The organism is Vibrio sp. QJM3NY_35, assembly GCF_057785915.1.
Window position 1 is genome coordinate 3,153,322 of sequence record NZ_CM173507.1, and the last position, 15,626, is coordinate 3,168,947.

General features: G+C 46.3%; 13 protein-coding genes. 12 read left to right on the plus strand and 1 reads right to left on the minus strand.

The window, feature by feature from the left end; genetic code table 11:
* The first annotated feature begins 512 nt into the window (after window positions 1-512).
* From arcA to AC3CH3_RS14375, 8 genes are all read left to right on the plus strand, one after another.
* On the plus strand, window positions 513-1,736 hold the full coding sequence (gene arcA / locus AC3CH3_RS14340; RefSeq protein ID WP_017062724.1) for an arginine deiminase: 1,224 nt from the start codon (window positions 513-515) through the stop codon (window positions 1,734-1,736).
* Window positions 1,737-1,808: 72 nt separating this feature from the next.
* The gene (arcC, locus tag AC3CH3_RS14345) at window positions 1,809-2,720 is read left to right on the plus strand and encodes a carbamate kinase (RefSeq protein ID WP_019821541.1); all 912 of its coding nucleotides are present in this window, start codon (window positions 1,809-1,811) and stop codon (window positions 2,718-2,720) included.
* A gap of 141 nt (window positions 2,721-2,861) precedes the next feature.
* Entirely contained in the window at window positions 2,862-3,872 is a 1,011-nt protein-coding gene (locus AC3CH3_RS14350) for an ornithine carbamoyltransferase (RefSeq protein WP_004729719.1), read from the plus strand.
* A 468-nt stretch (window positions 3,873-4,340) separates the two neighbouring features.
* Window positions 4,341-5,270, plus strand: coding sequence for an aspartate carbamoyltransferase (pyrB, locus tag AC3CH3_RS14355; protein ID WP_004729720.1), 930 nt, complete (start codon window positions 4,341-4,343; stop codon window positions 5,268-5,270).
* A 15-nt stretch (window positions 5,271-5,285) separates the two neighbouring features.
* On the plus strand, window positions 5,286-5,750 hold the full coding sequence (gene pyrI / locus AC3CH3_RS14360; RefSeq protein WP_004729721.1) for an aspartate carbamoyltransferase regulatory subunit: 465 nt from the start codon (window positions 5,286-5,288) through the stop codon (window positions 5,748-5,750).
* 326 nt (window positions 5,751-6,076) lie between these two features.
* Complete coding sequence (locus AC3CH3_RS14365; RefSeq protein ID WP_285953288.1) at window positions 6,077-6,565, plus strand: arginine repressor; 489 nt, start codon at window positions 6,077-6,079, stop codon at window positions 6,563-6,565.
* A gap of 175 nt (window positions 6,566-6,740) precedes the next feature.
* Window positions 6,741-8,588, plus strand: coding sequence for a protein-disulfide reductase DsbD (locus tag AC3CH3_RS14370; RefSeq protein ID WP_488537373.1), 1,848 nt, complete (start codon window positions 6,741-6,743; stop codon window positions 8,586-8,588).
* 212 nt (window positions 8,589-8,800) lie between these two features.
* Window positions 8,801-9,430, plus strand: a complete 630-nt coding sequence (locus AC3CH3_RS14375) for a response regulator transcription factor (RefSeq protein ID WP_012604978.1) — start codon at window positions 8,801-8,803, stop codon at window positions 9,428-9,430.
* Here AC3CH3_RS14375 and AC3CH3_RS14380 read toward each other — a convergent pair.
* On the minus strand, window positions 9,427-11,178 hold the full coding sequence (locus tag AC3CH3_RS14380) for a potassium/proton antiporter (protein ID WP_488537374.1): 1,752 nt from the start codon (window positions 11,176-11,178) through the stop codon (window positions 9,427-9,429). The genes AC3CH3_RS14375 and AC3CH3_RS14380 overlap by 4 nt on opposite strands.
* A gap of 426 nt (window positions 11,179-11,604) precedes the next feature.
* On the opposite strand from AC3CH3_RS14380, the gene AC3CH3_RS14385 reads away from it, so the two are divergent.
* The 4 genes from AC3CH3_RS14385 to AC3CH3_RS14400 all read left to right on the plus strand — a co-directional run bounded on the left by AC3CH3_RS14385 (window position 11,605) and on the right by AC3CH3_RS14400 (window position 15,566).
* Window positions 11,605-11,871, plus strand: a complete 267-nt coding sequence (locus tag AC3CH3_RS14385) for a DUF4212 domain-containing protein (protein WP_010435433.1) — start codon at window positions 11,605-11,607, stop codon at window positions 11,869-11,871.
* Between the two features lie 10 nt (window positions 11,872-11,881).
* Entirely contained in the window at window positions 11,882-13,585 is a 1,704-nt protein-coding gene (locus tag AC3CH3_RS14390) for a sodium:solute symporter family protein (RefSeq protein WP_488537375.1), read from the plus strand.
* A gap of 187 nt (window positions 13,586-13,772) precedes the next feature.
* Window positions 13,773-14,159 carry a hypothetical protein gene (locus tag AC3CH3_RS14395; protein ID WP_488537376.1) on the plus strand — a complete coding sequence of 129 codons (387 nt, stop codon included), beginning with the start codon at window positions 13,773-13,775 and terminating at the stop codon, window positions 14,157-14,159.
* A 12-nt stretch (window positions 14,160-14,171) separates the two neighbouring features.
* Window positions 14,172-15,566: a class II fumarate hydratase gene (locus tag AC3CH3_RS14400; RefSeq protein WP_488537377.1), complete on the plus strand. Its 1,395-nt coding sequence runs from the start codon at window positions 14,172-14,174 to the stop codon at window positions 15,564-15,566.
* Window positions 15,567-15,626 lie beyond the last annotated feature (60 nt).

Genomic DNA, 15,626 nt, shown 5'->3' on the forward strand with positions numbered 1-15,626 from the left:
ACAGCCTAATAAATAGACGAGGGTTAATGCCCTTTTTTATCAAAAAACACACTTAAATAGCCGATTTTAAAATGTGATCACAACAGCTTTATTCGCATTTACTTTGTTAATAAATAATTAATTCCACATTCAAAATTAAATATCTAAATAAAAACACTGCATATTTCCAAGCTAAGTACACTCTTATCAACAAAACTATTCTGCATATAATCCCTCGTAAATTAGATTCTAGTAAGTTTCGTCAAAAAAGCGTGCATAAAGTTCCCTAACTGCTAACTATTTAGAAGGTATTAGTCATGACTGAAAGTGCATAAAGTTTGTTAAAACCCTTAATTTTAAAGGGCTGCGGGATAAAAAACGATTTGTGATAGATCTCTAAGAATACCTGACTAGCAGGCGTAATATTAATTCCAGACAAGAGATATGAATAAAATAATTCATTCTTCTCAACTGAAAATAAATAATTACTCTTAGCGATAAAAGTAATTCAAATATATAAGAGAGAGACGATCATGAGTAAGTTCTATGTAGGTTCTGAAATAGGTCAATTACGCCGCGTTCTAGTTCACCGTCCAAGACGCGCACTGACTCACCTAACACCCTCTAACTGTCACGATTTACTGTTTGATGACGTACTGGCTGTTGAGCGTGCAGGTAAAGAGCATGACGCATTTACTCAAACGCTGCGTGATCAAGGTGTTGAAGTTCTTCTTCTTACTGACCTACTAGCAGACACGCTAGCAGTGCCAGAAGCGAAAGATTGGCTTTTGAATCATCAAGTTTCTGATTACCGCTTAGGAAAAACTTTTGCTAACGATGTGCGCTGCTACTTGGGCGACTTACCAAACCTAGAACTAGCAAAAATCCTAACGGGTGGTCTGTCTTACGCTGAGATGCCAATGAAATCATCTTCAATGATGCAAGGCATGCACGCACCAACCGACTTCATTATCGAACCGCTACCAAACCACCTATTTACTCGTGACACATCTTGCTGGGTATACGGTGGCGTATCCATCAACCCGATGGCGAAACCTGCTCGTCAACGTGAAACCAACCACGTTCGCGCTATTTACCGCTGGCACCCAACATTTGCTGGCCAAGACTTCATTAAGTACTTCGGCGATGAAGAAAACATCAGCTACGACAACTCAACCATTGAAGGCGGTGACGTTCTTGTAATCGGTCGCGGCACGGTTCTTATCGGTATGTCTGAGCGTACAACAGCACAAGGTGTTGAGCACTTAGCATCTAGCCTATTCAAACACGGTCAAGCGAAACAAGTTATCGCAATGCAGCTACCAAAACACCGCTCTTGCATGCACTTAGACACCGTGATGACGCACATGAACGAAGATACGTTCTCTGTTTACCCTGAAGTGGTGAGTAAAGACGTACAGTGCTGGAACCTAACTGGCGATGAGTCTGGCGCAGTGAAAGTGAAAGAAGAAGGCTACTTCGTAACGGCTATCGAAAAAGCACTTGGCGTAGACAAGCTAAACCTAATCACGACCGGTGGTGACAACTTCCATGCAGAACGTGAGCAGTGGAACGATGCAAACAACGTTCTAACGGTTAAACCTGGCGTTGTGATTGGTTACGAAGGCAACACCTACACCAATGAAAAATACGACAAAGCAGGCATCACGGTTCTTCCGATTCCAGGAGACGAACTTGGCCGCGGTCGCGGTGGCGCACGCTGCATGAGCTGCCCAATTGAGCGTGATGGTATCTAATCACTAAGACGAAACGGCCAAGTTGAACGATCTTAAATAATCTCAGCTTGGCCAAAATGAGAGAACACAATTATGACTAAGCAAACTGTTGTTGTTGCACTCGGCGGTAACGCCCTACTTCGTCGCGGTGAGCCGTTAGAAGCCGATGTTCAACGCCGTAATATTGAAACAGCGGTTAAAACCATCTCTGAAATCGCGAAAGTGTACAACGTGGTTCTAGTACATGGTAATGGCCCACAAGTTGGTTTACTGGCTCTGCAAGGTTTGGAATACAAAAAAGTAAATCCATATCCGCTAGATGTGTTGGGCAGTGAGACTCAAGGCATGATCGGCTACATGCTGATGCAAGAGTTCAAGAACTATCTGCCTAACCGCAACATCTCGTGCATGTTGACGCAAATGACAGTTGATCCAAACGATCCTGCATTCGCCGATCCAACTAAGCCGATTGGCCCGATCTACGAAGAAGCGGAAGCGCGTGAATTAGCGGAGAAATTCCACTGGATCGTCAAACCAGACGGCCAACACTTCCGTCGCGTTGTGCCAAGCCCACGCCCTACTGGCATTGTTGAGCACGAAGCGATCACCCAACTTATCGATGCAGGCCACCTCGTAATTTGTACCGGCGGCGGTGGCATCCCAGTGAAAAAAGAGAACGGTAAATTAGTCGGTGTTGAAGCAGTTATCGACAAAGACATGTCAGCGGCTTTCTTAGCGAAACAACTGGATGCGGATGCGCTGCTTATTTTGACCGACGCGGACGCTGTTTACCTTGATTGGGGCAAACCGACTCAACACGCACTGCGCAGCACCACACCAAGTGAACTGGCGCAATTCGAATTTGATGCAGGCTCAATGGGGCCAAAAATTGAAGCGTCATGCGAATTCATCCAACAAGGCGGCAAGGTCGTCGGTATCGGTGCGCTCGAAGATGGTTTGCAAATCCTGCAAGGCCTGGCGGGCACCAATATCACCAAAGATTAATCCACTCGCGAGCTTTTTAAGCCTTGCGAGAAAACTGAATCACCGTTTGAACTGAAATTAATACACAAAAATTGAATCGCGCTTTCTTGAATTTTCTTTCCCTGTAACAAGAACGCGCCTAAATCTAAGAAGGAATACATCATGGCTTTTAACCTACGCAATCGTAACTTCCTAAAACTACTAGATTTCACTCCACGCGAAATTCAACACTTGTTAGATCTTTCTATGGAGCTAAAAAAAGCGAAGTACAACGGTTACGAACAGCCAACACTGACTGGCAAAAACATTGCGCTTATCTTTGAGAAAACCTCAACCCGTACTCGCTGCGCATTTGAAGTTGCCGCATTCGACCAAGGCGCTCGCGTGTCTTACTTAGGCCCATCTGGCTCTCAAATTGGCCACAAAGAATCAATGAAAGATACCGCTCGCGTTCTCGGCCGTATGTACGATGGCATTGAATATCGCGGCTTCGGTCAAGAAATCGTTGAAGAGCTAGGCGCTTACGCAGGTGTACCGGTATGGAATGGTCTGACTGACGAATTCCACCCAACACAGATCCTTGCTGACTTCCTAACTATGACGGAATACGGTCGTGGTAAACAACTGCATGAAATCAGCTTTGCTTACCTAGGTGATGCTCGCAACAACATGGGTAATTCTCTGATGGTTGGCGCGGCGAAAATGGGCATGGACATTCGCCTTGTTGCTCCAAAACAATTCTGGCCACAAGAAGAGCTATTGGCTCAATGTCGTGAAATCGCAGAACACACTGGCGGCAAAATAACACTGACTGAAGATGTTCAAGAAGGCGTGCAAGGTTGTGACTTCCTATACACCGACGTTTGGGTATCGATGGGCGAAGCGAAAGAAGCGTGGGCTGAGCGCATCAACCTAATGATGCCTTACCAAGTCAACATGGACATGATCAAAGCGACTGGCAACCCACATGTGAAATTCATGCACTGCCTACCGGCTTTCCACGGCGAAGATACCACCGTAGGCAAACAACTTGCTGCTGAATATCCACAACTAAAAGACGGCGTTGAAGTGACAGATGAAGTGGTTGAGTCTGAATACTCTATCGTGTTCGACGAAGCTGAAAACCGCATGCACACCATCAAAGCAGTAATGGTTGCGACACTAGGCAGCTAATAAGTTAATAAGTTAAGCACTCACTTGTTCGCAAGACGTTGACAAGTTAAGTGCAATAACAGGGAAATGCGGGTGGCGTTCTTGGGATTTTGACCTTGGATAAAACCCGCATTTTTTTTCATGTACTAGAAAGGATTATTACCTGAAAAAACCTGAGATTCGCAGTTCCGACAAAGGCTTAAATGAAAGCTAAAAACGGACGCAATTTCGCATAAAAATCCATTAAATGAATACTTTACAGAAAGTATTGCATGGCCTTTTTATCTGAGTATAATCCTCCGCAATTTGTCTAAAGAGAGCAAAAAATGAACCGCAATTCTGTCGCACATAATTGTCAAACTACACGCCAAAGAGTGGCGGTGGTGTCATTTTTATTTTGCTCTATTGATCGTTTCGAAGCCTCCTATTTTTAGGGGGCTTTTTTTTGTCCGCAATTTGACTGTATGCATAGAAAAAGGAAGACCCGTTATGGCGCATTCGTTATTTAACAAGCACATCATCTCCATTCCAGAGCTATCTCGTGATGAACTGGAGCTTATCGTCGATACTGCCGCAAGACTCAAAGCAGAACCAAATCCAGAGCTGCTGAAAAATAAGGTGGTGGCGAGCTGCTTCTTTGAGCCTTCAACTCGAACTCGCCTTTCATTTGAAACCGCAGTTCAACGCCTAGGTGGCACGGTCATCGGTTTTGATAATGGCGGTAACACATCGCTGGCGAAAAAAGGCGAAACACTTGCCGATTCGGTGCAAGTTATCTCTTCTTACGTTGACGCCTTTGTGATGCGTCACCCACAAGAAGGCGCAGCACGTTTAGCTTCTGAGTTCTCTAACGGTGTGCCAATTGTGAATGGTGGCGACGGTGCCAATCAGCACCCAACACAGACCTTGTTGGACCTATTCTCAATTTATGAAACGCAAGGCACGCTCGACAACCTCAATGTGGCATTTGTTGGCGACCTAAAATATGGCCGCACCGTGCACTCATTGACGCAAGCACTATCAAAATTCAATAACGTGCGTTTCTTCTTTATCGCGCCAGAAGTGTTAGCCATGCCAGATTACATTTGTGAAGAACTGGAAGAGATGGGCATCCAATACAGCACCCACAGCAGCATTGAAGAAGTGGTGCCTGAACTGGATGTTCTGTACATGACTCGCGTACAGAAAGAGCGCTTTGATGCGTCAGAATACGCGCACATGAAATCGGCTTACATTCTGACGGCCGATACGCTGAAAGACGCTCGCCAAAACATGAAGGTGCTTCACCCACTGCCACGTGTCGACGAAATCACAACTGACGTCGATAAAACGCCACACGCTTACTACTTCGAACAAGCTGAAAACGGCGTGTATGCACGTGAAGCTTTATTAGCCCTAGTTCTAAACGACACTTTATAAGCAGGAGATACAGTCATGGTTAAACAAACTCAGCTACAAGTAGAAGCGATCCGTAACGGCAGCGTGATTGACCACATCCCTGCTCATCTTGGGATTAAAATTCTCAAACTGTTCAAGCTGCATAAAACAGAACAACGCATCACGATGGGGTTAAACCTGCCATCATCAGCGCTCGGCAACAAAGACCTAATCAAGATTGAGAACATCTTTCTGACCAAGGAACAAGCCAACCAATTGGCTCTGTACGCTCCACAAGCGACTGTGAATCAGATTGAAGAGTACAAAGTGGTCAACAAGCTAACACTTGTGCTGCCAGAACAAATCAACAGTGTGTTCGCTTGCCCAAATAGCAACTGTATTTCGCACGGTGAACCTGTCGAAAGTAGCTTTAAAGTGCAGCTAAAACACGAAAACGTACAGCTAAAATGTCACTACTGTGAAAAAGTATTCTCTCGCGAGATCATGAGTGAAATTCGCTAACCCTTAGCGCTATTACCTCCGCAATAAAAACCCTTAATAATTCATGGATATTTATTTCCAACGCGGAATAAATATCCACTTAACCAAAGAATAAAACTCCACAATAAAAGCAATTAACCAGAATTTTGTTTGGTGATCGCCTTCAAAAAGATAACTATCCTTTAGTGGTAGACTCAATGCATAGATGATCATACATCTCGCATACCCTCCCTCTTATTTCGGAGTTCATCGGTAAGCCCTAATTAACAATCGTACTCTACGGCTTTGGGAGTGCGTTCTGCGCTATGGACAAGCGATATCAACACGTTGACCTTAAGGAGTTGTTCATGAACCCAATCACTGAGCACGGTTGCTTGTATTCAGCTGAAGATAAAACACTGACTGCCGCGTGCAAACGCTTACTACAACAGCAAAGCTTCTCGACCCAGAACCAACTGCGCGAGAAACTCGTCGATATTGGCTATACAGGCATTAGCCAATCGACCGTCTCTCGCATTTTGTCACAGCTTGGCGTTGTCAAAATTCAGAATGCCTGTGGCAAAAAGGTTTACTGCATCACGGTTGAAAGCGCGCCTGTGCGTGTCGATGCCTCAATCTCATCACAAATCGAATTAATTACTCACAACCAAGCGATGGTGATTGTAAAAACAAACCCTGGTTGCGCACAGTTGGTCGCAAGATTAGTCGATATCGACCCACATACCGAGATTATCGGTACGGTTGGCGGCAATGACACCGTGCTCATTATTCCGAAAGACACGATGAACATTGATGCTTGTGAACAAGTAGTAAGAGCACGCTTAGGTGTTGCCTAAATGTCTTATTGGCAAGGGCTGTTCACTGCAGTTGCGCAGCTAACCCTCTCTCGACTGCCTAAGAAAGTGGCTCACCCGCCCTAGCGGATATTTGCTGGTCGATGAAACTAATCACAAACTATTACGGTCTGATTGAGTTAAGATACCTTCAACTCCATTTTGATGACTAAATAGTATGCGACGACTTGCCACATTACTTTTTGTTTGTGTTTCCCTATTCACCCAACCTGCGTGGGCGCTATTTGGAAACGACAACGCCGAGCCAAGCTTCGGAGGCAATAACAATGGTTTTGTCCCTGTAGACCAAGCTTTCCCTTTCAATTACTACCAGCAAGACGACAAAGTCCTTCTCGACTGGCAAGTAAAAGAGGGCTACTACCTCTATCAACATAGCCTCTCGTTCACCGGGCAAAATCTCGCTATCGGTAATGTTGAATTAGAAGATGGTAAGCCACACCAAGATGAATTCTTCGGTGAAGTGAGCATTTATACTCAGCCGTTATTCGTGCAAGTTCCTCTGCAGAGTTACCAAGATGGCTCACAGCTGATCGTTAAGTATCAAGGCTGTGCGGACGCAGGTTTCTGCTACCCACCAGAGATTCGTGTCATCGACATTGAACCGTTCACAGCAACAGGTTCTGCTAATTCGCAAGGTCGTGACTCACAAGCTTCATCTTCGGCTAGCAACGAGACCGATGTTTCTACGCAACCAACTTCTCCGAAAGCCGACGTTGTAAGTAACACGACTCAACAACCAAATGCTCCTGTTTCAAAAGAAGTAGGCTTAGCGGATAAGCTCGGTGACAGTTGGTGGACCCCTCTATTATTCTTAGCACTCGGTGTTGGTTTAGCCTTTACACCGTGTGTGCTGCCTATGTATCCGATTCTAACGGGTATCGTTTTAGGTGGCGGCAAGCTCAGCCAAGGTCGCGCGCTAATGCTGTCCTTTATTTACGTGCAAGGTATGGCGTTAACCTACACCTTATTAGGTTTAGTGGTTGCTTCAGCAGGCATGCAGTTCCAAGCCGCTATGCAACACCCCTACGTGCTGATCGCGCTAAGCGTCCTGTTCGTGGCGTTAGCAATGTCGATGTTTGGCGTTTATAACCTGCAACTGCCGAGCAGCATCCAAACTTGGCTCAACAATCAAAGCAATAAGCAGCAAGGTGGTAATACCTTGGGCGTGTTCGCGATGGGCGCCATCTCTGGCTTGGTGTGTTCACCATGTACCACAGCTCCGCTGTCAGGTGCGCTGCTGTATGTGGCTCAGAGTGGCGACCTGTTTACTGGCGCAATTGCTCTGTATGCATTAGCGATAGGTATGGGTATTCCGCTGATTTTAGTTGCGGTATTTGGTAATAAGCTATTGCCTAAAGCGGGCAGCTGGATGGACAAAGTGAAGATCGTATTCGGCTTTATCTTGCTTGCCGCGCCTATCTTCCTGCTAGAACGCATCATTCCTGAATTGTGGGCAACCGTGCTTTGGTCTGGCCTTGGCTTCATCGCCTTTGGCTGGCTTTACCACAGCAAGAATGCACTGCCATTTGGTGGCTGGAAGCAAAGCGCTGTGGGTATCATCGCGATGCTTGGCCTGTTCGCATCAGCTCAACCTGCACTCAATTACTGGTTTGCAGAAAAGAGCGTGACGGTAGAACAACAGATCCAATTTGCCCGCATCAACACGGTTGAAGAGCTAGAAATCCAACTCATCGAAGCGAAGAAACTGGGTAAACCTGTGATGCTCGATTTCTACGCCGATTGGTGTGTGGCGTGTAAAGAGTTTGAGAAGTACACCTTCCATCAAGCTGATGTTGAGAACAAGCTTTCTGATTTCGTACTACTGCAGGCTGACGTAACAAGAAACATGCCTCAAGACATTGAACTGCTTAAACAATTACAGGTACTTGGTTTACCGACGATTGAGTTCTGGGATGGCGAGGGTAACCATGTTCCAAATGCTCGTGTAACCGGTTTTATGCCTGCCGATGTATTCTTAAAACACATGCAAAGCCACCAGCTATAACGGCAATATTCACTAAAATATAAGCCGAATCAAAAGCCGCACCGCCCCTCCGTAACGAGATGGCAGTGCGGCTTTTTTGCTATTCAGAGTAACGCTTTCTTATTCCGGGGATAAAAGTCGATATGGTTCAGACTTTTAATGCATAGATATTGTCCACATACTCAATCAGGATGATAATAAATATTAACTAAATTGTTAAAAGTATGAACGTCATGGACTCGACCTATACCATCATCATTGCTGATGACCACCCTCTCTTTCGCAACGCCCTGTTTCAGTCAGTTCATATGGCTATCAGCGGTGCGAACCTGCTTGAGGCTGATTCTCTCGATGCCTTACTGACTCTACTAAAAAAAGAAGATGAACCCGACCTGTTGCTTCTCGACCTTAAAATGCCGGGAGCAAACGGCATGTCGGGCTTAATTCAACTGCGTGCTGAATACCCAGATCTACCGATTGTGGTGATCTCAGCCAGCGAGGATGCCAGCGTTGTCACTCAAGTGAAGAGCCACGGTGCCTTTGGCTTCATTCCTAAGTCGAGTGATATGCGTGAATTGGTGAGTGCACTGAATCAAGTGCTGAATGGCGACCCGTTCTTCCCTGAAGGGCTTATCACCAACAATGCAGCCTGTAGCGACCTTGCAGAAAAGCTTTCCACACTGACGCCTCAGCAATACAAGGTATTAGGGATGCTTTCAGACGGCCTGCTGAACAAGCAAATCGCCTATGAATTGAATGTTTCGGAAGCGACCATCAAGGCACATATGACAGCCATCTTCCGTAAACTGGATGTGAAAAACCGAACTCAGGCGGTTATCTTGCTACAAGAAGTCCACAACTAAGCTTCGCTTATATCCTCTTCTAAAGTCGTCTTTGGTAAACATAAACCCAACCTGACGACTTTATGATCATCTATCTCTGCAACCACCCAAGTAATGTCATGCCACACAAAACTATCGCCTAATACAGGGTGGGCACCAAGCTCTCGCTCAGCCAATTGTTTTAGCGTCATTTCTCGCTCTTCTTCCGAGCCAAGCTCAATGCCATAGCAATCACTCACCGCAGCAATCGATAACCTAACCTCAAGGAAGAAATCACCAAAGAATCGAGCTGCGTCTTCAGCCAAAGGTGCCTCGCTGAATAGCTCACTTAGGCTATCTAGGTCTTTATCTTGGCCAAGCACACAGAGAATATCGTTCGCCTCTAGCACGGTACTGCCCGATGGGTGAAGCAAGGCATCCTTTCTAAACAGTGCAGTAATGCGCGTTCCTTCCGGCATAGACAAGCGCTTCAGAGGTTCGCCCACACACCATTTCTCTTCTTTCAGCTTGTAGACAAACATCTCCCACTCACTGGCAGGGTAGATTTCAATGCCTGTACGAGAAATCGGTGTCGGCGTTGGAGGTAGCGTCACTTGAGCCAATCTCGCGACTTTCATCAAGCTACCGCCTTGAACAATCAGCGACACCATAACCACGAAGAACGCGATATTGAAGTACAGCTGAGCGTTAGGCAGGCCAGCCATCATCGGGAACACGGCCAGAATGATCGGCACCGCACCACGTAAACCGACCCAAGAAACAAACCAACGTTCCTTGGTGGTAAAGCTTCTGAACGGCAGCAAACCCAACCAAACCGACAGCGGACGAGCAAACAAAATCATACCGAAGGCCAGTGCTAACGCAGGCAGAGCAATGTCCATCAGCGTCGATGGCGTCACCAGTAAACCCAATACCAAGAACATCACGATTTGGCTTAACCACGTCATGCCATCAAGGACATTAAGAATCGAGTGTCGAGAGCGTGTCGGACGATTACCAATGAACAAGCCCACTAAGTAAATCGATAAGATACCGCTGCCGCCAAGCATGTTAGAGAAGGCAAACAGAGCTACACCGCCACTGAGCACCAGAATCGAATACAGGCCATCAGCCAACTGCACTCGATTGATTAAGCTCCACAGAACCCAACCGCCACCAAGGCCGATAAGCGTACCGATACCAAACTGCATCGCAAAGCTTTTCAGTAGAAAGTTCATCCCCATTTCGGCATCTGGGGTACCAAGTAACGCAATTAAAGTCACCGTCAGGAAGACCGCCATTGGGTCATTGGTACCCGATTCGATCTCTAGGGTTGAACCAACACGTTCGTTCAGGCTCTGCCCTTTTAGCAAAGAGAATACCGCTGCCGCATCGGTTGAACCGACAATTGCGCCGACCAAAATGCCCTGCATCAGTGACAGGTCAAACAGCCAAGCCGCCATTAAACCGGTTAGAGTCGCGGTACAGGCTACGCCTATTGTCGCTAATGAGAGCGACGGCCAAAACGCGACCTTGAAGCTTGCGACCTTGGTTCGCATACCGCCATCAAGCAAGATCACGGCAAGCGCGAGGTTACTCACCAAATAAGTCAGTGAGTAGTCATCAAAATTAATACCACCCGGACCATCTTCACCCGCCAACATACCAACGAACAAAAAGATCAAAAGAATCGGAACGCCCAATCGTGAGGACACTTGTGAGAAAAGCACACTGATGGTGATGAGCACCGCACCAGTTAAAAATAAGTGGTTGATAGTTATTGCGTCCAATTCGTTCCCCCAAAGAATAAAACTCAAGATATAGGCATGTTGATCTTCTGCCGCTAAGCATGGCACGGTCGATGAAAGTGCTTTAGTTACTATAACAAACTTATGTTTCCCTTCGTGTCATACGCAGGACTAAATACCGTTTCTCGGTCATTTAGTTGTTAAATTTTATGACTCGCACTCTAATTCATCCACTTTTGTTAGACCTTTGGCTAATTTAACAACCTTGTAACATCACATTTTTCTATGGTTCTGTCTCCTAACTCCCATATTTCAGTACATTAGCGCCAATACCATCCCGACTAAAGTTGCACAGATCCCTTGACTCATCCTTGCTACATTCTAAATCGTAACATTACGTTAACACGCTATTTTACAAAAACGGTTTCACAAAACGGTTTCTACGAAAACGGAATAAAGGAGAAGGCAATGGCGTTCGAATCTACGGAACATGCTCAAGCCTACTGGAAGGAAAACTTGGGAATTATGGGAACACTGCTCGCGGTCTGGTTTGCAGTGTCTTACGGCGCTGGCATCTTATTTGTGGATGCCCTCAATACCGTTCAGTTTGGCGGGTTCAAGCTAGGATTTTGGTTCGCTCAGCAAGGTTCGATATACACCTTCGTGGCGCTGATATTTATTTACGTTGTTCGCATGAATGCGCTCGACAAAAAATACAACGTACAGGAAGACTAGAGGCTAGAACATGGATATTCAAACTTGGACGTTTATTCTCGTCGGTATTACTTTCGCGGTATATATCGGCATCGCAATCTGGGCTCGTGCAGGGTCTACGAGTGAGTTCTACGTTGCTGGCGGTGGTGTACACCCAGTAGCAAACGGCATGGCGACTGCAGCTGACTGGATGTCGGCAGCATCATTCATCTCAATGGCAGGTATCATCTCATTCGTTGGTTACGACGGTGCGGTTTACCTAATGGGTTGGACAGGTGGTTACGTACTACTTGCGCTATGTTTAGCACCTTACCTACGTAAGTTCGGTCAGTTTACGGTTCCTGATTTCATCGGTGAGCGTTACTACTCGAAAACAGCCCGTATGGTAGCGGTATTCTGTGCAATCTTCGTATCATTCACGTACGTTGCAGGTCAGATGCGTGGTGTAGGCGTTGTATTCTCTCGTTTCCTAGAAGTCGACATTAACCTAGGTATCATCATTGGTATGGGTATTGTGTTCTTCTACGCAGTACTTGGTGGCATGAAAGGCATCACTTATACGCAGGTAGCTCAATTCTGTGTCCTCATTTTCGCCTTCCTTGTTCCAGCAATCTTTACATCAATCATGATGACAGGTAACCCACTTCCACAAATTGGTATGGGCTCTACGCTATCAGGCACAGATGTTTACTTACTTGATAAACTGGATGGACTTACCGAAGAACTCGGATTTACCGCCTATACCGAAGGTAACAAGAGCATGGTGGATGTATTCTTCATCTGTGCGGCTCTAATGGTAGGTACTGCGGGTCTTCCACACGTAATCATTCGTTTCTTCACGGTACCAAAAGTACGTGATGCTCGTATCTCAGCGGGTTGGGCTCTACTGTTCATCTCATTGCTATACACAACAGCACCAGGCGTTGCAGCATTCGCTCGTGTAAACATGATCGAAACAATCAACGGCCCTGACATGCAAGGTGTCGCAGCAGCAGACGCACCAAGCTGGTACAAAAACTGGGAAAGCACTGGCCTAGTAGGTTGGGAAGATAAGAACGGCGATGGCAAAATGTTCTACTCGGGCGATGAGCGCAACGAGATGAAGATCAACCGTGACATCATCGTACTGGCTTCTCCAGAGCTGGCGAAACTACCAAACTGGGTTGTGGCACTACTTGCAGCCGGTGGCCTAGCAGCCGCACTATCAACAGCCGCAGGTCTACTATTGGTAATCTCAACGTCGATTTCACATGACTTGTTGAAGAAAGGCTTCAGACCAAACATGACCGACAAGCAGGAGCTGTTAGCCGCTCGTTTGGCAGCTATGGTCGCGATTGTAGGCGCAGGTTACTTGGGGATTAACCCACCAGGCTTCGTAGCACAGGTAGTAGCGTTTGCCTTCGGCTTAGCTGCAGCATCCTTCTTCCCAGCGATCATCCTAGGTATCTTCTACAAGAAGATGAACAAGGAAGGCGCAATTGCAGGTATGTTGTCAGGTATTGCCTTCACAGCAAGCTACATCATCTACTTCAAGTTCATTAACCCAGCAGCAAGCACACCTGAAAACTGGTGGTTTGGTATCAGCCCAGAAGGCATCGGTACGCTAGGTATGTGTCTAAACTTCGTGGTATCGATTGCAGTAAACAAAGTAACAGCTGAAGTTCCAGAAGATGTACAAGAGATGGTTGAGAACATCCGTTACCCGAAAGGTGCAGGTGAAGCTCACGACCACTAAACAAAGATGTTTAGCAAAAAATGAATCAGTGCTTACATTGTAGGGATTAGGTACTGACTCCAGAAAGCCGATACTTTATGTATCGGCTTTTTCTTTTTCTGCTCACTTTATAAAAAGAGAAACAAAGGGTTGTTTTTAAAATCTCATTTGATAATAATTATCATTAACACCCAATAAAGAGATGCAGATGATGATGAAAGAGCAGCAGGTTCTCTATTCGAGGTTTTACAAAGCACAGGATCGCTTTGCTTCATTAGAACAAGTTCAAGGCCATGAGCCGCTTGTAATTCGAGAGTATATCGAGTGTGCACTGACGCTTTCGGCTTACTATGAAAAACATGCCGCCCAAGAAAACATCTTGTTGTGCGAGCTGTATCTGCGCCAAGTTTTCTTTCATTTGATTGAAGCGATTGAGTCTCCTAAGCGCAGTTTCGCCTTTCGTCATATCTGCCTAGACTCTATTCACTCACCACTATTTTATTTGAAGCGCCACTACTGCCAGCAACCTCAAGGCCAAGCGCGTTTTTTGAATCTCAGCCAAACACTCCAACAAGTCCAAGCCCCACTTGGCTAACAAGGATAGAACATGACCCTACAATTTCGGATTGAAAAAGACAGCATGGGCGAAGTTAAAGTCCCTGCCGATGCGCTTTACCAAGCACAAACTCAACGTGCAGCAGATAACTTCGCGTTTAGCTCGCACAAGATGCCGACCAGTTTTATTCAAGCACTGGCGTTAATTAAACAGGCAGCGGCAGATACCAATGCTCAGTTAGGTCTACTGGAAGATGATATTGCCAACGCGATAGCCGAAGCCAGCCAAGAGATCATTGAGGGCAAACATCTCGATCAATTCCCGATCGATGTTTACCAAACCGGTTCAGGTACCAGTTCCAACATGAATACCAACGAAGTGATAGCTACGCTTGCTTCAAGAAGCTTGCAAGGCGACGTGAATCCCAATGATCACGTCAACATGGGCCAAAGCAGTAACGATGTGGTGCCAACCGCAATTCAAGTGAGCGTTGCTTTGATGGCTGAAAATAAGCTGTTACCTGCACTAACTCACCTTGCGGAAGCACTCACTATCAAACAGCAGGAACTTGCGGAGGTCGTGAAGACAGGTCGCACTCATCTAATGGATGCGATGCCAATGACCTTTGCTCAAGAGCTAGGTGGTTGGAAATTTCAGATAGAACACGCTAAGCAAGCAATAGAGAACACCCTGCCCGCTATCAAGGCTTTAGCTCAAGGTGGCACTGCGGTTGGAACAGGGATCAATGCTGACCCACGCTTTGCCGATAAATTTGCGAGTAACCTGTCTCAATCGACAAAGATCAGTTTTAGCTCGAGTGAAAACTTCTTTTTTAACCTCAGCAGTCAAGACGCGATCGTTGCGCTCTCTGGTCAGCTCAAAACTGCAGCAGTTGCGATCATGAAGATCTCAAACGATCTTCGCTGGATGAACTCTGGTCCGTTGGCTGGCTTAGGGGAAATTGAATTACAGGCGCTACAACCGGGCTCGTCTATCATGCCTGGAAAAGTAAACCCTGTAATTCCAGAAGCAGCGGCTATGGCGGCGGCGCAAGTCATTGGCAACGACACCACCATTACCGTAGCTGGACAATCAGGTAACTTCCAACTCAATGTGATGCTGCCAGTGATTGCTCATAACGTTCTAGAAAGCATTGAGCTGTTGGCAAATAGCTCAGTCGCTTTAGCGGACAAAGCCATCGCGACCTTCACGGTACGCCAAGACAATCTTGATTTGACACTGTCAAAGAACCCAATTCTAGTGACCGCACTTAACCCTGTGATTGGCTACTTAAAGGCGGCTGATATTGCCAAGAAAGCTTATAAAGAAGGCCTACCAATTCTGGATGTCGCAGAAAGAGAAACCGATCTTAGCCGAGAAGAGCTCAGCAAGTTGCTTGATCCAACCACACTCACTCACTCAAGGCGGTATCGCGGGTTAAAGTAAATCGGTCATCCATAACCGAGCGAACAGATCGAAAAAGGCCTCACCTGAGGCCTTTTTAAT

Excerpts from the sequence above, each read along its gene's own strand:
- AC3CH3_RS14385 (WP_010435433.1), top strand. The coding sequence starts at position 11,605 with ATGGCGTTCGAATCTACGGAACATGCTCAAGCCTACTGGAAGGAAAAC.
- pyrI (WP_004729721.1), top strand. The coding sequence starts at position 5,286 with ATGGTTAAACAAACTCAGCTACAAGTAGAAGCGATCCGTAACGGCAGC.
- AC3CH3_RS14395 (WP_488537376.1), top strand. The coding sequence starts at position 13,773 with ATGATGATGAAAGAGCAGCAGGTTCTCTATTCGAGGTTTTACAAAGCA.
- AC3CH3_RS14400 (WP_488537377.1), top strand. The coding sequence starts at position 14,172 with ATGACCCTACAATTTCGGATTGAAAAAGACAGCATGGGCGAAGTTAAA.
- AC3CH3_RS14390 (WP_488537375.1), top strand. The coding sequence starts at position 11,882 with ATGGATATTCAAACTTGGACGTTTATTCTCGTCGGTATTACTTTCGCG.
- AC3CH3_RS14365 (WP_285953288.1), top strand. The coding sequence starts at position 6,077 with ATGAACCCAATCACTGAGCACGGTTGCTTGTATTCAGCTGAAGATAAA.
- AC3CH3_RS14370 (WP_488537373.1), top strand. The coding sequence starts at position 6,741 with ATGCGACGACTTGCCACATTACTTTTTGTTTGTGTTTCCCTATTCACC.
- AC3CH3_RS14350 (WP_004729719.1), top strand. The coding sequence starts at position 2,862 with ATGGCTTTTAACCTACGCAATCGTAACTTCCTAAAACTACTAGATTTC.
- pyrB (WP_004729720.1), top strand. The coding sequence starts at position 4,341 with ATGGCGCATTCGTTATTTAACAAGCACATCATCTCCATTCCAGAGCTA.
- arcA (WP_017062724.1), top strand. The coding sequence starts at position 513 with ATGAGTAAGTTCTATGTAGGTTCTGAAATAGGTCAATTACGCCGCGTT.
- arcC (WP_019821541.1), top strand. The coding sequence starts at position 1,809 with ATGACTAAGCAAACTGTTGTTGTTGCACTCGGCGGTAACGCCCTACTT.
- AC3CH3_RS14375 (WP_012604978.1), top strand. The coding sequence starts at position 8,801 with ATGGACTCGACCTATACCATCATCATTGCTGATGACCACCCTCTCTTT.